A 16,018-nucleotide genomic window follows, 5' to 3' on the forward strand; every position below is an offset into this window, starting at 1 on the left:
CCTTACCTCCCGCCCCTCCCTCTGCAGCACTCACAGAAAAAACGACAAGCGCGAAAATACACACAAAAAAGTGTTTATACATATTTGTATCTCCATTATTGAATAGGCTCATGCTAGCCACATGAATTCATTAAAATATCCGTTGAATCTGCCCTCATCAATTAAAATATTGTGATGTATGTAACGTCCATTTCTGGCACGAATCAGCCCGCTACGTTGGAAAATGTCGGACCAGGGGAAGCCAAGAGCAAATATCTGACTATATGACTGAAAAAGCGTGCTGTGATGCATCGATTTAAAAAGGTCTACACTGTTTATGGCAATTCAAAAGTCATCGTTACTTTTCATGGAGAGTCACGCATGTTTAGTCATGTACACGTCGGAGCCAGAAATCTGAGCAAGCTGGTTTGTTTCTATGAAGCCATACTTTCCAGATTAGGCCTCGTTCAGATCCCTGAGGGAAATGGCGGTAGCGCACAAGGTGTGGGCTGGAAATACCCGGATAAAAGATGGCCTCAGTTCTATGTACAACTCCCTGTGAATGCCCTCCCTTCAACCTGGGGAAATGGTGTTCAGGTGAGTTTCTTAGTGGCCTCACACGCTGATGTGAAAGAGATTTGGGAACTTGCCATTACGATGGGAGGAACCGATGAGGGCCCGCCAGGATTTAGAGAATATGCGACAGATTTCTTTGCCGCTTATTGCCGGGACCCGGAAGGCAATAAGCTTTGTTTTGTCTGCGCACCCGAAGCATAGATACACTCTTCAGGTTTTCTGCTCGGCTGTCCAGGCTCAGTGAGAATCAACGTCAGGGTTTTCTCCGCTACGTTTAGCCCTGTGTTGTACGCTTCAAAGCAGCTACTTTACGTTTTACCTTTCATTTAATGCCCTGCCGCCGGAGCACCTGACGGACCAGAACGACTGAAGGGTGGCCGCGTGAACCAGATAACCACAATCAGCGCCATAAAGCCCCAGCCTAATATCCAGAAGTAATCAATGGTCGACATCATATAGGCCTGCTGCTCAATGGTTTTATCGACAGACGCCATATTCTGCTGGGTGAGCCCGCCCATCTTCTCAATATAATTCACCGCCGCCGGGTTGTACGCAGAGACGCTCTCCGTCAGATTGGCATGGTGGAATATCTCTCTGCGGGACCAAATCCAGGTCGTCAGCGACGAGGCGAACGACCCACCCAGTACGCGGAAGAACGTTGCCAGACCGGAACCTTCGGCGATTTCTGCACCGTTAAGATTCGACAAGACGATAGTGGTCACAGGCATAAAGAAAAACGCCACGCCAATCCCCATAAACAGCTGCACTTGCGCAATGGTGCGGAAATCCACGTCGGTGTTGAACTGTGCACGGATGAGACAGGATGCCCCCATCGTCAGGAATGACAGCGATGCCAGAATACGCAGATCAACTTTGTTGGCATAGCGGCCAATAAACGGCGTCATCAATAACGGCAATACGCCCATGGGTGCGGCGGCGAGCCCTGCCCAAATCGCCGTATAGCCCATCTGAGTTTGCAGCCACTGTGGCAGAATAATGTTGATGGCGAAGAACGCGGCGTAACCCAGCGTTAGCGAGAGCGTGCCGACGGCAAAGTTGCGCTCTTTGAACAAGCGCAGGTTAACAATCGGATGGCGCTCGCCCAGTTCCCAGATGACAAACGACACCAGGGAAATCGCGGAAATGACCGTCATGATGACAATTTGCAGGGAAGCAAACCAGTCGAGATCGTTGCCCTTATCTAATACAACCTGCAGCAACCCAACCCCCATCACCAGCAGCGCAATGCCAATATAGTCAATTGGCACGTGGCTCGTCGTTTCTTCACGCGCACGCAGCTGGGTCCAGACCACGAGAGTGGCAAAAATGCCGATTGGCACATTGATGTAGAAGATCCATGGCCAGGAATAGTTATCGGTGATCCAGCCTCCGGTGATGGGTCCGACGATGGGTGCGACAACCGTCACCATCGACAGCAGCGCCAGCGCCATGCTTCGCTTGATGGGAGGGAAGATCACCAGCAGCAACGTCTGACACATCGGGAACATCGGGCCTGCGAAAAAACCCTGCAGGGCGCGAAAGATGATCAGTTCGGTCATGCTGTGCGCTAAGCCGCACAGGAACGAGCTGAGCGTAAACATCACCACCGAACCAACAAACAACTTTAGCTGCCCGAACCGGCGGGTAAACCAGCCGGTCAGCGGCAGGGCAATGGCGTTACACACCGCAAAAGAGGTGATAACCCACGTCCCCTGGTCCGCGCTGACGCCAAGGTTTCCGGCGATAGTCGGCAGCGCAACGTTTGCAATGGTGGAGTCCAATACCTGCATAAATGTCGCCAGCGACAATGCGAGCACCGCCAGCCACATAGTGGGCGGCGTAAATGCGGCCTTATCTTGCATTACGTCTCTCTTAACGGCTGCCTGTGGCAACCGTTTTGCTGTTGTCATGAAGGATTGTAGCCACCAGTTTGTCCGCTTCCGCCAGTGGGTTTTGATAAACATCCGTGCTGAAACGTGGGGTGCTAACGGTTTGCTGCGGCAGCAAATGGCCGCCGTCGTCGCGGATATCCACGCGGACGTTCATCGACAGGCCAACCCGCAGCGGGTGCTTCTGCATATCGCGCGGATCAAGCGTGATACGCACCGGCAGGCGCTGAACAATCTTGATCCAGTTGCCGCTGGCATTCTGGGCGGGTAGCAGAGAGAACGCACTGCCGGTCCCGATGCCCAGGCTTTCGATAGTGCCGTGGTATTCAACGTTGTCACCGTAAAGATCCGCATTGAGCGTGACCTTCTGGCCCAGGCGCATGGAGTACATCTGACTTTCTTTGAAGTTTGCATCCACCCACACTTCACTCAGCGGCACGATAGCCAGCAGCGTGGTGCCGGAATCCACGCGCATACCCAGCTGCACAGCGCGTTTGGCTACGTAACCGCTTACGGGTGCAACGATGGTAGTGCGGGCGTTGTCCAGGAAGCGCTGGCGCAGTGTGGCAACCGCACTTTTGATTTCCGGATGACTGTCGATAACGGTGTCGTCGACCATTGCAGTATTGGTGCGTAACGCTTCCTGCGCGGCGGCTAAATCGCTTTGTGCACTGGTGACCGCATCACGGTAGTGAGAAAGATCTTCCGAAGAAATAGCGCCGGAAGAGAAAATCTTCTGGCGGCGGGCATAGTCATTTTGTGCCGTTTGCAAGGCGACTTTTTTGGCCGCAACTTGGGCACGGTAGTTATCCGCCGTGCTGTACAAACCCCGAACCTGACGAACGGTGTTCGCAAGGTTGGCTTCCGCCTGTTGGAGAGCGATTTCGGTGTCGCTCGGGTCGAGCAGCACCAGCGGCTGGCCTTTCTGTACAAAGTCGCCTTCATCCACCGTCACTTGTGTCACCGTACCGCCTATCTGCGGCGTAAGCGTGACCTGGTTGCCATTTACGTAAGCATCATCGGTAGATTCATAGAAGCGGGCGTAAAGCAGATACCACGCCAGTATTCCCCCGGCGGCAATCACCAGAATAAAAAACAAAATTATAAAGTTACGTTTGCGCTTGCTACCGCGCTCAACATCTTGGGCAGGTGTGGTTTCCATCTTGTGATGACCTTTTTGAAAACGTTAGCGATGAGGTGCGGTGATGTCGTCCGGGAGCATTTTTGTAATGAGCTCTACCAGTAAGCGGGATTCCCCGGGAGTAAGGCGTGCGGTGAGATTGCCCATGATTGAGGTCTGCGCATCTTTCTCAAAACGTTCGCACAGGGCCTGACCTTCGTCAGTCAACGTCAGAATCACCTGGCGTTTATCCTGCGGGTTCGGGGTGCGTGCAATCAGTTCCCGCTTTACCATGCGGTCAACCATGCGACTCATGCCGCCGGCGTCCATTACCAAATTTTTGCTGATTTCAACAGGGCTGGAGAAACCTCTATGTATATTAATCAATACTTTGAATTGTTGTGCAGTGATATTCGCACCGGCAAAGTACTCGCTGATGATCTGGTCTTTGAACTGGTTCGCGAGATGGATAAGCAAACCAAGGGGTAATTTATCGCCGCTAATAGCGGAAGTATTGTGCATAATATTTGCCTAGTCATTAATTGCAAACAAAACTACTGTCCAGGCATCTATCTGTCAAGGCTGTGTCAAATTAAACGCATTTTTTGTCAGGGTGAAAGTCAGACTTGGGTGTGTTTTGATGTCACTGCTTCAAATCCGGACGCTTACACATAGCGATCGCTTTAGATGACATAACTCCAGGCATACACATTCGAAAAAACACATGTGTTATTGACAATTTTTAAGCAGGGCATACCATAAACGCATTACATAAAGGAGTTCTTATGAACGGTTTGTCTTCACTTGTGTTGTTTAAAAACCTGTCCGATGAAACGCGTCTGTCGATCGTCATGTTGCTCAGAGAAGCCGGAGAGCTGTGTGTCTGCGAAATCATCGGAGTGCTTAACGAGTCGCAGCCGAAAATCTCAAGACACCTGGCTATGCTGAGAGAAACAGGGCTCATTTTAGATCGTCGTGACGGGAAATGGATTCATTACCGCTTGTCACCACACATGCCGGCATGGGCAGCAGCCGTTATCGAACAAGCATTTCTGAGTGACCGGGACAAGATTACTGCACAGGTTAAAAACATCACCCGTAACCAAAACACAACAGGCGGCAAGTCCGTCTGCCTGTGATGCCGGACCGGAAATACATGCGAAAATGCAAATATAAATAACCGCGCTATCCGATGAAAAGCGCCCCGGCGCTGCCCCCGCGGGCAGAAACCGAACGCTATCGCAAAAAGATGTGAGTGACTCAGGGGAAAGATCCGGGTGTACAAGGCAAAGCCCTGTTGCAGGGAGATGAGCCGGTAGGTACTGACCGGCTGAATGTTCTCACAGGAAAACATAAATGATAGCGCGGACGGGTATCTCCCGTCCGCGCCGGAGAAAAAGTATGTGGTTAGCAGGGGCAATCTTTGTTCTGACTATCGTGTTAGTTATCTGGCAGCCTAAAGGCCTGAGTATCGGCTGGAGTGCCATTACCGGCGCCGCGCTGGCCCTTATTGGCGGTGTCGTCAGTATGGGCGACATCCCTGTCGTCTGGAACATTGTATGGAATGCGACGGCCACCTTTATCGCGGTCATCATTATCAGTCTGCTGCTGGATGAGTCAGGCTTTTTTGAGTGGGCGGCGCTGCACGTAGCACGGTGGGGTAAAGGCCGGGGACGCTTACTGTTTACTTATATTGTCCTGCTTGGCGCTTGCGTCGCGGCATTGTTTGCCAACGACGGAGCCGCGCTTATTCTCACACCTGTCGTGATTGCCATGCTGCTGGCTTTAGGCTTCAGCCGGGGCGCGACGCTGGCCTTTGTGATGGCGGCGGGATTCATCGCCGACAGCGCCAGCCTGCCGCTTATCGTGTCGAACCTCGTAAATATTGTCTCCGCAGACTTTTTCAAAATTGGCTTTAACGACTATGCCTCCGTCATGGTACCTGTCGACATGGCGTCTATCGTGGCAACGCTGGCCATGTTGCACCTGTTCTTTCGCAAAGACATTCCGGCGACCTATGATGTCTCTAAGTTACCGGTACCGCACGAAGCCATTAAAGATCGCCTGACCTTTAAAACTGGCTGGTGGGTATTAATACTGTTGCTGGTCGGGTTCTTCGGACTGGAGCCGTTGGGTATTCCCGTGAGTGCCGTTGCGGCGGCGGGCGCGCTTATTCTGTTTATCGTGGCAAAGCGTGGTCATGCAATCAACACCGGCAAGGTGCTGCGCGAAGCACCCTGGCAAATCGTTATTTTCTCACTGGGCATGTACCTGGTGGTGTACGGCCTGCGCAACGCCGGCCTGACCCATTACCTGTCCCTGATCCTCGGTCATCTGGCTGAGCAGGGCCTGTGGGTATCCACACTAGGCACGGGATTCCTGACCGCGTTCCTTTCCTCCGTCATGAACAACATGCCGACGGTACTGATCGGTGCGCTGTCTATTGACGGCAGCAGCGCGGCAGGCGTGATCAAAGAGGCCATGATTTATGCCAACGTTATCGGCAGTGATTTGGGACCTAAAATCACCCCAATCGGTAGCCTGGCGACCCTGTTATGGCTTCACGTACTGTCCCGGAAAGACATCAGGATCACCTGGGGATATTACTTCAGGGTCGGGATTATCATGACCGTTCCGGTGCTGTTTGTGACGCTGGCGGCCCTTGCCCTCCGTCTGTCGTTCCCCCATTAATTCCCCCGCTACCCGCCTGCTGTGACATCACGGCAGGTCTTACTGACAAGAGAGCACCGTTATGACGTCTGTGACTATCTACCATAATCCTGCCTGCGGCACCTCACGCAACACGCTTGAACTCATCCGTAACAGCGGCGTTGAACCTGCCGTTATTCTCTATCTTGAAACGCCGCCAGGGCGCAGCGAACTGATAAAACTTATCAGTGACATGGGTATTTCAGTGAGATCATTACTGAGAAAAAACGTTGAACCTTATGCGCAACTGGGCCTGGCTGAAGATACGTTCAGGGATGAACAGTTACTCGACTACATGCTGCAATATCCAATCCTTATCAACCGCCCGATTGTCGTGACACCACTGGGCACCAGGCTGTGCCGCCCGTCTGAGGTCGTTCTGGATATTCTGCCGGACGCACAGCAAGGTGCATTCACTAAAGAAGACGGCGAAGCCGTCGTGGATGCTCAGGGAAAACGGGTTTCTCAATAAACTGAAGTAAACCGAAAAGCACGCGCGGGTTGTCTGATGCTGACCTCAGAAAGGGGTCAGCAGGCATTACATGCTGGCACATCATGTTTACGGAAAAATCTGTAACCCTGCATCCTTTGGTAACAGTAACTACACTTTATTTAATATTTCATCAGGATAGTGATGCTGGCAGGATAAATAATGACCCAACAAACCCGGGGATTTTCGTTGAAAGTACTGACGATTAATACACACAAGGGCTTCAACGCGTTTAATAAACGCTTCATTTTACCCGAACTGCGCGACGCGGTACGTACCGTCAGCGCCGATATCGTCTGTCTGCAGGAAGTGATGGGCGCACATGAAGCCCATTCGCTGCATGTCGAGAACTGGCCGGACACCAGCCATTACGAATTTCTGGCTGACACCATGTGGAACGACTTCGCCTACGGGCGCAACGCGGTCTACCCGGAAGGTCATCACGGCAATGCGGTCCTCTCCCGCTATCCCATTGAACATTATGAAAATCGCGACGTGTCAGTCGCGGGTAGCGAGAACCGGGGACTGTTGTATTGCCGCATCGTACCTCCGCAGCTTGAGTGTCCTGTTCATGTAATTTGTGTACATCTGGGTCTGCGGGAAGCGCACCGCCAGGCGCAGCTCAACATGCTGGCCGACTGGGTTAAAGCTTTCCCGCAGGGAGAGCCGGTGCTGGTGGCGGGTGATTTCAACGACTGGCGGCAAAAGGCCAGTCACCCGCTTAAAATGCAGGCCGGCCTCGAGGAGATTTTCACCCGCGCAAGGGGTCGCCCGGCGCGCACTTTCCCGGTCAGTATGCCGCTACTGCGTCTTGACAGAATTTATGTAAAAAATGCCTATGCCAGCGCGCCTGCCGTGCTGCCGCTGCGCAACTGGCGTCATCTGTCCGATCATGCCCCGTTAAGTGCGGAGGTCCATCTATGAAAACTGCATGGCGGGAAGGCAACCGTATCCAGCTGCTGGAAAATGGCGACGAATATTATCCGGCGGTATTTGAGGCTATCGATAAGGCTCAGCGTAAAGTGATTCTGGAGACCTTTATCTGGTTCGAAGATAAAGTGGGACGCCAGTTACATGCGGTGATCCTGCGCGCCGCCCGGCGCGGTGTCGACGTTGAAGTGCTGCTTGATGGTTATGGCTCGCCTGATTTGAGCGATGATTTCGTCGGCGAACTGACTTCAGCAGGTGTGGTGTTCCGCTATTACGACCCGCGTCCGCCGCTGTTCGGTATGCGAACCAATTTATTCCGCCGTATGCACCGTAAAATTGTGGTCATCGACAACACGGTGGCGTTTGTCGGCGGGATTAATTACTCGGCCGAGCATATGTCCGATTACGGTCCCGAAGCCAAGCAGGATTACGCTGTGCGGGTAGAAGGCCCGGTGGTGGATGACATTTTGCAGTTTGAGCTGGAAAACCTGCCCGATCATGCACAAACCCGCCGGTGGTGGCAGCAACGCCGCCGTTATCATGCGGCCGAAAATCGCTGGCCCGGCGAGGCTCAGGCGCTGTTTGTCTGGCGCGATAACGAGGATCACCGGGATGATATTGAGCGTCACTATCTGAAAATGCTCGCTAACGCGAAACGCGAAGTGATTATCGCCAACGCTTATTTCTTCCCCGGCTACCGTCTGCTGCACGCCATGCGCAATGCCGCCCGCCGAGGCGTGCGGGTAAAACTCATCGTGCAGGGCGAGCCGGATATGCCGATTGTCAAAGTCGGTGCCGAGCTGCTGTACAACTATCTGCTACAAGGGGGGGTGCAGGTGTATGAATATCGCCGTCGCCCGCTGCACGGCAAAGTCGCGCTGATGGATGACCACTGGGCGACAATCGGTTCCAGCAACCTCGATCCGCTGAGTTTATCGCTCAATCTTGAAGCCAATCTGATTATCCACGACCGGACGTTTAACCAGACGCTGCGCGACAATCTCAACAACATTATCGCCCGGGACTGCCAGTGTGTGGATGAAACCATGGCCCCGAAGCGCACCTGGTGGAATCTGGCAAAAAGCGTGGTGGTGTTCCACTTCTTGCGTAAATTTCCGGCGATGGTCGGCTGGCTACCCGCACACACGCCAAGGCTTGCACAGGTAAAGCCACCCGTTCAGCCCGAAATTGAAACACAGGATCGGGTGACGTCAGAGAATTCGGAGGTGAAATCGTAATGTCTGTATCCCGTCCGAGGTGGCGCCTGGCGAAAAAGATCCTCACCTGGATTTTCTTTATCGCCGTGGCCGTGCTGTTGGTGGTTTACGCCCGCACGGTTAACTGGGAAGACGTGTGGAAGGTCATTCGTAATTATAACCGTACGCCACTGCTGATTTCAGCGGGGCTGGTGATTATCAGCTATCTGCTTTACGGCTGTTATGATCTGCTGGCACGTGCTTATTGCGGGCACAAACTCGCGGCGCGCCAGGTGATGCTGGTGTCTTTTGTCTGCTACGCCTTTAACCTCACGCTCAGCACCTGGGTGGGCGGCATCGGTATGCGTTACCGGCTTTACTCCCGCCTGGGTCTGCCGGGCAGCACGATCACGCGTATCTTCTCACTGAGCATTACCACCAACTGGCTTGGCTATATTTTGCTCGGTGGCATTATCTTCACCTTCGGCGTCGTGGAGTTGCCTGCGCACTGGTACATCGACGAAGGCACACTGCGCATTGTCGGTCTTATATTGCTGGCGATGGTGGCTGCATATCTCTGGTTCTGCGCCTTTGCTAAACACCGCCATATGACAGTGAAAGGGCAAAAGCTGGTGCTACCGTCGTTTAAATTCGCCCTGGCGCAGATGGTGATTTCCAGCGCTAACTGGATGGCAATGGGCGCCATTATCTGGCTGCTGATCGGCCAGGATATGAACTATTTCTTTATCCTGGGTGTGCTGTTAGTCAGCAGTATCGCCGGGGTGATTGTGCATATTCCGGCGGGGATCGGCGTGCTGGAAGCGGTGTTCATTGCCCTGCTGGCCGGAGAACACACTTCTCAGGGCACGATTATCGCCGCCCTGCTGGCCTATCGCGTGCTTTACTACTTCCTGCCGCTGCTGCTGGCGCTGGTATGCTATTTGCTGCTGGAGAGCCGGGCGAAGAAATTGCGGGCGAAGAACGAGAAGGCGATGGCGAAGTGAGCCTCCCGGCCATTATTCCAGACCGGGAATATTCACGCCAAATGTTTGCAGTAGCAGGATGATATTAAGCGCCACAATCACCACCGTGCCGATGATGGAAAGCACGGCAGTCCGGCGGCTGTTCACAAATTCACCCATGATGTCGCGACGGCCGGTGAATATCACCAATGCAATCATCGGTGCAGGCAGTGCCAGACTGAGCACCACCTGGCTGTATACCAGCGCGTCGGTGGCATTAACGCCCATCGCCACCACGATAAATGCGGGGATCATGGTAACCAGCCGGCGCAACCAGACAGGAATGCGAAAGCCGACAAAGCCCTGCATGATCATCTGACCTGCCATCGTGCCGACCACTGAGCTGGAAATACCGGAAGCGATCAATGACAGCAGGAAGAAACCTGCCGCCCCGATGCCTAACAGCGGGGTCAGGGTGTGATAAGCCGTTTCGATTTCCGCCACCTCACTGTGCCCTGAGTGGAAGGCACTCGCCGCCATAATCACCATCGCGATGTTCACCAGTCCCGCCAGAGTCAGCGCGATCACCACTTCAATATTGGAAAAACGCAGCAGTTTACGGCACTCTGCCGGATTTCTGGCTTGGGTACGGTGCTGAGTCAGACCTGAGTGCAGGAAAATCGCATGTGGCATCACGGTGGCTCCGATGATCCCTACGGCAATGGTCAGCGCCTGCACATCAGGCAGTTGCGGCGTTACCATGCCCAGACCGGCTGCGGCCCAGTCAACCGGGGCGATAAACATTTCGATCAGATAACACAGCGCAATCACCGCCACTAACCCGCCAATCATCAGCTCAACGGGGCGGAAACCCCGTTTTTCCACCATCAAAAGACCGTAGGTCACCAGCGCCGTGATGCCCATTCCGGCCAGTAACGGCATATGGAACAGTAATGAAAGTCCCAGAGCACCCCCGAGAAATTCGGCCAGATCGGTCGCCATTGCGGCAATTTCACTGCTCCCCCACATGCCCCAGACCACGGGTTTCGGGAACTGGTCACGACACATTTCCGCCAGGTTTTTATGGGTAACGATCCCAAGCCTGGCGGAGAGCGCCTGAAACAGCATAGCAATCATATTGGCCATCACCACCACCCACAGCAGCATGTAGCCATAGCGGGAGCCAGCCTGAATATTGGTTGCAAAATTACCCGGGTCCATATAGGCAATCGAGGCGATCACCGCAGGACCGGCAAACAGCAGCGGTGTCATCAGGCTGCGTTTGCGGCCAGACATGGCATTAACAATCGCCGCGTTGGTTCTGTCGGTTAAAGAAGAAGTTTGGCCTGTTCCACGCATACTGCCCCCACCCTGTTCTTGCTTGTTATTTTTGTGTGATTTTTATCCGGCAATAACAAATATAGCATCAGCTATATTCTATAGCACAAGCTTAGTTGACGGGTTATCAGGAGCAGAGTGTTTCAAAATATGAAACTTCAATCATTGCCTGAGATTATAAAACCGGAATGCTTTTTCGAATGATTCATCCGGCGCGACGACCACACGGCCTGTTCTGCGCCAGCGTCTTTGGCTCAACAGACATGCGTAACAGCGCGTGAAAAAATCGCCGCCAGAAAAACCCGACAGACATCACACTTTTCCGCCAAACAAACCGGCTGCATGTCCCCTGCTATCAAGTTTCCCCGTCAATGTGCCGTTAACTTAATCAATAAATCTCATTCGGTTTACATGAGCAGCTTCATTTTTTCCGACAGATTTCTCTCCTGTGCTCCCTGACAGGCTACGCCAATAACAACGTTTTACGTATCAGACTGATTGAAGTGTTGTCATAAACTTAAGGTGCCTGCGCACTTTTTTAATTGCAATTTCAGGGAGTTACCTCTATGTCTTTTAAACATACTACTGTACGCACCCAGCTTACGTTGGGGTTTGGCGTTTTAGTCGTCATTGTTCTTGCAGTAGTCCTGCTCTCGATGAATGCGTTAAGCCAGGCCAACAACCGATTCAAAACCCACGTGCAGCAGGTTTCCGCCCGTGAGGCTTCAGTGAATTTAATTCTCAGCGGCGTAAAAGACAATTCACTGAATATTTACGGGCTGGTGCTGGTCAGTGAGCCTGCTGATATCGAAGCAGGTAAAAGACAAGTGGCTGCCGCAGAAGAGAAAACCACTGCCGCACTGACCCAGCTTCAGGCGGCAATCAAAGAACACTCTGACGTCACGGATAAGGATCGGCAATTCGTGACCGCGATTTTCAATGCGGAAGAAGGCTACCGTCCGGTGGCGAAACACATTGTTGATCTCGCCCTTGACGAGAAGAAGGCCGAAGCGATTGACCGCATGAACCGGGAGCTACGGCCTCAGCTGACGCTGCTGCTTAATACAACCAATGATTATCTGAAATACAGTAACGCACGCGCAACAGAGAGCCTGAATACCGCACAGGATGCGTATCAACAAACCCGCCTCATTTTCATCATTATCAGCCTGGTCGCGCTGAGTCTGGCGGTCATTCTGGGCGGCATTATTATCCGTTCACTGTTCCGCGCGCTGGGTGAGGAACCGGTTGTTTTAGGTCAGGTCGTACAGCGTATTGCGGCGGGTGATCTCAGTGAAGTGAAAGGCGCGAAAAATGCCCCGCAAAACAGCGTGCTGGCAGAACTTGGTGAAATGCAGGTAAAACTGCATCAGTTAATCAACCAGGTGGCGAATTCCGCAGAAAGCATTGTCAGCGCCTCAACGGAAATTACGCTGGGCAATGAGGATCTGAGTCGCCGGACCGAAGCTCAGGCTTCCTCACTGGAACAGACATCGGCAAGCATGGAAGAACTGACCGCGACAGTGAAACACAATGCCGACAATGCCCATCAGGGAAATCTGATGGCTACCAATGCCTCACAAGTGGCGCAGCGCGGCGGCGTCGTGGTTGAACGCGTCGTCAGTACCATGCATGAAATTGCAGAAAGCTCAGGCAAAGTGACACAAATCATCACGGTCATTGAAGGCATTGCTTTCCAGACCAATATTCTGGCGCTTAACGCCGCCGTTGAAGCAGCCCGTGCCGGTGAGCAAGGACGCGGCTTTGCGGTCGTTGCCGGAGAGGTGCGCACGCTGGCACAACGCAGCGCCAATGCCGCTAAAGAAATCAAAAACCTGATCAGTGAGTCTGTGGAGCGGATCAACGTCGGCTCTAAGCTGGTCGATGAAGCGGGCACCACCATGATGGAAGTGGTAAATGCTGTCAAAGGCGTCAACAGCCTGATGGCTGAAATCACCCTTGCCTCAAGCGAACAGCATACGGGCATCGATCAGGTTAACAAAGCCGTGGTCAACATGGACGAGGCGACGCAGCAAAATGCCGCCTTAGTCGAACAAAGTGCGGCGGCGGCGGACAGTTTAAAACAACAGGCCCATATCCTGCTGAAGGGGATTTCTGCGTTTGATATTTCACGTGCGGGAAATCTGAATATCACTGCAACGGCAGCCGCTAAGGTATTGAGATGAAAATTTCCTGCGTTTTTGCCGTGGCGGCAACCCTGTTTACATCGGCCACCCTTGCCGGCAGTAATCAGAACATCACGATTGGCCTGATTACCAAAACAGACACCAACCCGTTCTTTTTGAAAATGAAAGAAGGCGCCATGCTGGGCGCCACTGTACACGGGGTCAGGCTGCTCACCGCAGCCGGTAAAGAAGACAGCGATTATCCTTCCCAGATCATCGCGATTCAGTCCATGGTGTCCGCCGGCGCGACCACGTTGCTTATTACGCCGAGCGATGCCAAAGCCATTGTGCCCGCACTGGATGAGGTGCGGGCGAAAGGCGTACAGGTCATCGCTCTCGATTCTCCCACGGATCCGATCAGTGCCGTCGATGCCCTCTTCGCCACCGATAACTATAAAGCGGGCGAGCTGATTGGTCAGTATGCTCAGGCGGCTATGCCGCTGACGTTCCCGGGGCAACCCTTCAAAATAGCCATGCTGGATTTATCGCCAGGACATCTGGTAGGAGCAAGAAGGCACAACGGGTTTATGAAAGGATTAGGTTTACCTGCGGCAGGTGCCGAAACCAGTGAGCTGTCGGCCACACCCGAAATTGTGTGTTCAGGCTATAGCGAAGGGGCAGAAAAACAAGGCTACGAGGTCATGGCAAATTGCCTGAAAGCACATCCGGACATTAACCTGGTTTACACCGTCAACGAACCGGCTGCAGCCGGAGCCTACAAAGCATTGCAGGAGGCGGGTAAACAAAAGAATGCCCTTATTCTGTCTGTTGATGGCGGGTGTGCGGGCGTAAATTACGTGCGGGAAGGAAAGATTGCTGCCACAGCCCAACAATATCCTTTAACGATGGCCGCAATGGGTGTAGATGCTGCCGTAGCCTATGCCAGACACGGCAAAAAAGTGTCCGGGTATGTCGATACCGGCGTCACGCTTATCGCAGATAAACCCATGCAGGGCCTGCCAAGCAAAGATACTCAGGCAGGGCTTGATGCCTGTTTTGGTGCAAAATAAAGGGCATAAAAATGGGCCGAACAGCCCATTTCAAGAAACCCGTTGATGACTAATGCCTGTTACTTAAGATTATCGGCATTATTTTTAAAGGGATATCTTACTTGCTTTAACTGCACTTCCCTTGGATACCCTCGTGCACTCCTCATGAATGGTTTTAGCCTTTTTCAGGTGGATGGGGGAATTGCCCTTGATGAAGCCCATTGCTCCAGAGCCAGTGATATCAGTTACGCTCCATTATCCATTCCTATTTAAGCGGATATCCACGGTTTGCCACTATCCTGTCCAGCACCCGGACGACACATTGCGCTGGGATATTTAGATTAATTTAGAGAGCTAGAGCTTCGCTGTTAAAATCATCGAGAACATTGGAAGTGCGAAAACATCGGCCACATGTCATCTCACCGTGCATAAAATCAATCGACCAACTTTGGTTGAGTTCTTCCTGCGTTGCCAGCGGGGGGTGGATTGCGCACCGGCAGGCGTTGTTTACACTTACGACGAAAATTCAGATTTAGCAGACAGTAAATTCGGTATATACGCTTGTTGTTCCAAACGTGATCCTGTCTGCGAAGCACTTATGAAATCTTCTTAAATCCGTACCTAACTGGCGCTCAGCCGCCTCAGCCAGCCTCTGGTGCATTGCTTCATCGCGTCGCGTATCGTGTTGATAACAAAACACCGTCCGGTTCAGCGATAAAGTCCTGCTTGCCTGGCGTTATGCTCATCGTAAATTGCGTAGTGAGATAGCGAACGAACACACGCTTTATCATTGGTTTTAAGCTTTTTTCGATGACGTCTTTAAGCGCCCGGCATTCCAGACTCAGATCGGCAAAAAATCTGCTTCAGACGACGATTCTCGTTTTCAAGATCTTTGATCTTTTTGATATCAGCGGCTTCCATCCCGCCATATTTCTCCTTTCAGTTGTAATAGCTGGCTTCGGAAATAGCGGCCTCATGGCACACATGTTTGATGGTTCTATCTGCTGCTATTGGTTTCAATATGGAGATGAACTGGTGCTCGGTGAATCGAATCTTACGCATAGTGATCTTCTCAGCTGGCATAATCAGTATGTCGGACGATCTCTAAAAGTGAATGGGCCGTTTGGGTGGAATATTTACACTTGGATCAGGAGGCTGAAAAACCAATGACACAATTATTTTTCGTGAAAAAATAGGCGCAGAACTAAGATATCCATCGTCGGAAACAAAAATTATGTTTTTATAGCGACTAGTTCGCAAATGTAACTACTCTGAAATACGAATAGTAGCTCCTTCACCATCTACTGCCTCCGCGCTTAACATACTCCAATGACGTTGTGTAATGAGCTAATCATGATCAATCACTTTTACATTAGCGAAAGTATGTTTAAACAGGACTAAAGCTATCCTGCCCACAAGAATTGTCTTAGCTTAGAATCCTCGACGACTGTCAAATAAACCCAAAAAAACTTTTAATAATAGAGAGATATCCGTCGAAAGCACCTCAATTTAAGAATAAGAAAATACCTAGGAATATAAACAAGTAGACGGTAATTATAAGTTAATGTAGCATTTATTTTTATTCGATGTGTTAATTTTATGGAGCAGCATCAGTTCAGGTGTCAAATTAAATATTCACCGCATAAAATAAGAT

13 protein-coding genes and 1 pseudogene are annotated in these 16,018 nt (G+C 52.0%); 9 read left to right on the forward strand and 5 right to left on the reverse strand.

What is annotated here, in order from left to right:
* The first annotated feature begins 285 nt into the window (after positions 1-285).
* Positions 286-756, forward strand: coding sequence for a VOC family protein (locus J1781_RS01320; protein WP_238483051.1), 471 nt, complete (start codon positions 286-288; stop codon positions 754-756).
* A 125-nt stretch (positions 757-881) separates the two neighbouring features.
* On the opposite strand, the gene J1781_RS01325 is transcribed toward J1781_RS01320, so the two are convergent.
* From J1781_RS01325 to J1781_RS01335, 3 genes are read right to left on the reverse strand one after another with little or no spacing between them, the layout of a single operon-like run.
* On the reverse strand, positions 882-2,417 hold the full coding sequence (locus J1781_RS01325; RefSeq protein WP_217139446.1) for a DHA2 family efflux MFS transporter permease subunit: 1,536 nt from the start codon (positions 2,415-2,417) through the stop codon (positions 882-884).
* A 10-nt stretch (positions 2,418-2,427) separates the two neighbouring features.
* Positions 2,428-3,606: an HlyD family secretion protein gene (locus J1781_RS01330; RefSeq protein WP_217218792.1), complete on the reverse strand. Its 1,179-nt coding sequence runs from the start codon at positions 3,604-3,606 to the stop codon at positions 2,428-2,430.
* A gap of 24 nt (positions 3,607-3,630) precedes the next feature.
* Positions 3,631-4,086 (reverse strand): MarR family transcriptional regulator, encoded by a 456-nt coding sequence (locus J1781_RS01335; protein WP_217218793.1) that lies wholly within the window; start codon positions 4,084-4,086, stop codon positions 3,631-3,633.
* Positions 4,087-4,349: 263 nt separating this feature from the next.
* On the opposite strand from J1781_RS01335, the gene J1781_RS01340 reads away from it, so the two are divergent.
* From J1781_RS01340 to J1781_RS01365, 6 genes are all read left to right on the forward strand, one after another.
* Positions 4,350-4,703, forward strand: a complete 354-nt coding sequence (locus J1781_RS01340; protein ID WP_129991382.1) for a metalloregulator ArsR/SmtB family transcription factor — start codon at positions 4,350-4,352, stop codon at positions 4,701-4,703.
* Between the two features lie 262 nt (positions 4,704-4,965).
* A complete protein-coding gene (locus J1781_RS01345) occupies positions 4,966-6,255 on the forward strand; it encodes an arsenic transporter (protein WP_217219116.1) in 1,290 nt (429 codons plus the stop codon).
* A 61-nt stretch (positions 6,256-6,316) separates the two neighbouring features.
* The gene (arsC, locus tag J1781_RS01350; RefSeq protein ID WP_129991381.1) at positions 6,317-6,745 is read left to right on the forward strand and encodes a glutaredoxin-dependent arsenate reductase; all 429 of its coding nucleotides are present in this window, start codon (positions 6,317-6,319) and stop codon (positions 6,743-6,745) included.
* A 180-nt stretch (positions 6,746-6,925) separates the two neighbouring features.
* Entirely contained in the window at positions 6,926-7,687 is a 762-nt protein-coding gene (locus J1781_RS01355; protein WP_217219115.1) for an endonuclease/exonuclease/phosphatase family protein, read from the forward strand.
* Positions 7,684-8,931: a cardiolipin synthase ClsB gene (gene clsB, locus J1781_RS01360; RefSeq protein WP_217157314.1), complete on the forward strand. Its 1,248-nt coding sequence runs from the start codon at positions 7,684-7,686 to the stop codon at positions 8,929-8,931. Before J1781_RS01355 ends, clsB begins: the two co-directional genes overlap by 4 nt.
* The gene (locus tag J1781_RS01365) at positions 8,931-9,893 is read left to right on the forward strand and encodes a lysylphosphatidylglycerol synthase domain-containing protein (RefSeq protein WP_129991379.1); all 963 of its coding nucleotides are present in this window, start codon (positions 8,931-8,933) and stop codon (positions 9,891-9,893) included. The genes clsB and J1781_RS01365 overlap by 1 nt, the downstream gene beginning before the upstream one ends.
* A 12-nt stretch (positions 9,894-9,905) precedes the next feature.
* Here J1781_RS01365 and J1781_RS01370 read toward each other — a convergent pair whose 3' ends face one another.
* A complete protein-coding gene (locus J1781_RS01370; RefSeq protein WP_217219114.1) occupies positions 9,906-11,210 on the reverse strand; it encodes an Nramp family divalent metal transporter in 1,305 nt (434 codons plus the stop codon).
* 545 nt (positions 11,211-11,755) lie between these two features.
* On the opposite strand from J1781_RS01370, the gene J1781_RS01375 reads away from it, so the two are divergent.
* Positions 11,756-13,375 carry a methyl-accepting chemotaxis protein gene (locus tag J1781_RS01375; RefSeq protein WP_217233109.1) on the forward strand — a complete coding sequence of 540 codons (1,620 nt, stop codon included), beginning with the start codon at positions 11,756-11,758 and terminating at the stop codon, positions 13,373-13,375.
* Entirely contained in the window at positions 13,372-14,385 is a 1,014-nt protein-coding gene (locus tag J1781_RS01380) for a substrate-binding domain-containing protein (RefSeq protein WP_129953076.1), read from the forward strand. Before J1781_RS01375 ends, J1781_RS01380 begins: the two co-directional genes overlap by 4 nt.
* Positions 14,386-14,612: 227 nt before the next feature.
* Here J1781_RS01380 and J1781_RS01385 read toward each other — a convergent pair.
* Positions 14,613-15,426, reverse strand: a pseudogene (locus tag J1781_RS01385) (transposase); the annotation flags it as partial.
* Positions 15,427-16,018 lie beyond the last annotated feature (592 nt).

This window comes from Rahnella perminowiae, assembly GCF_019049695.1.
GTDB lineage: Bacteria > Pseudomonadota > Gammaproteobacteria > Enterobacterales > Enterobacteriaceae > Rahnella > Rahnella perminowiae.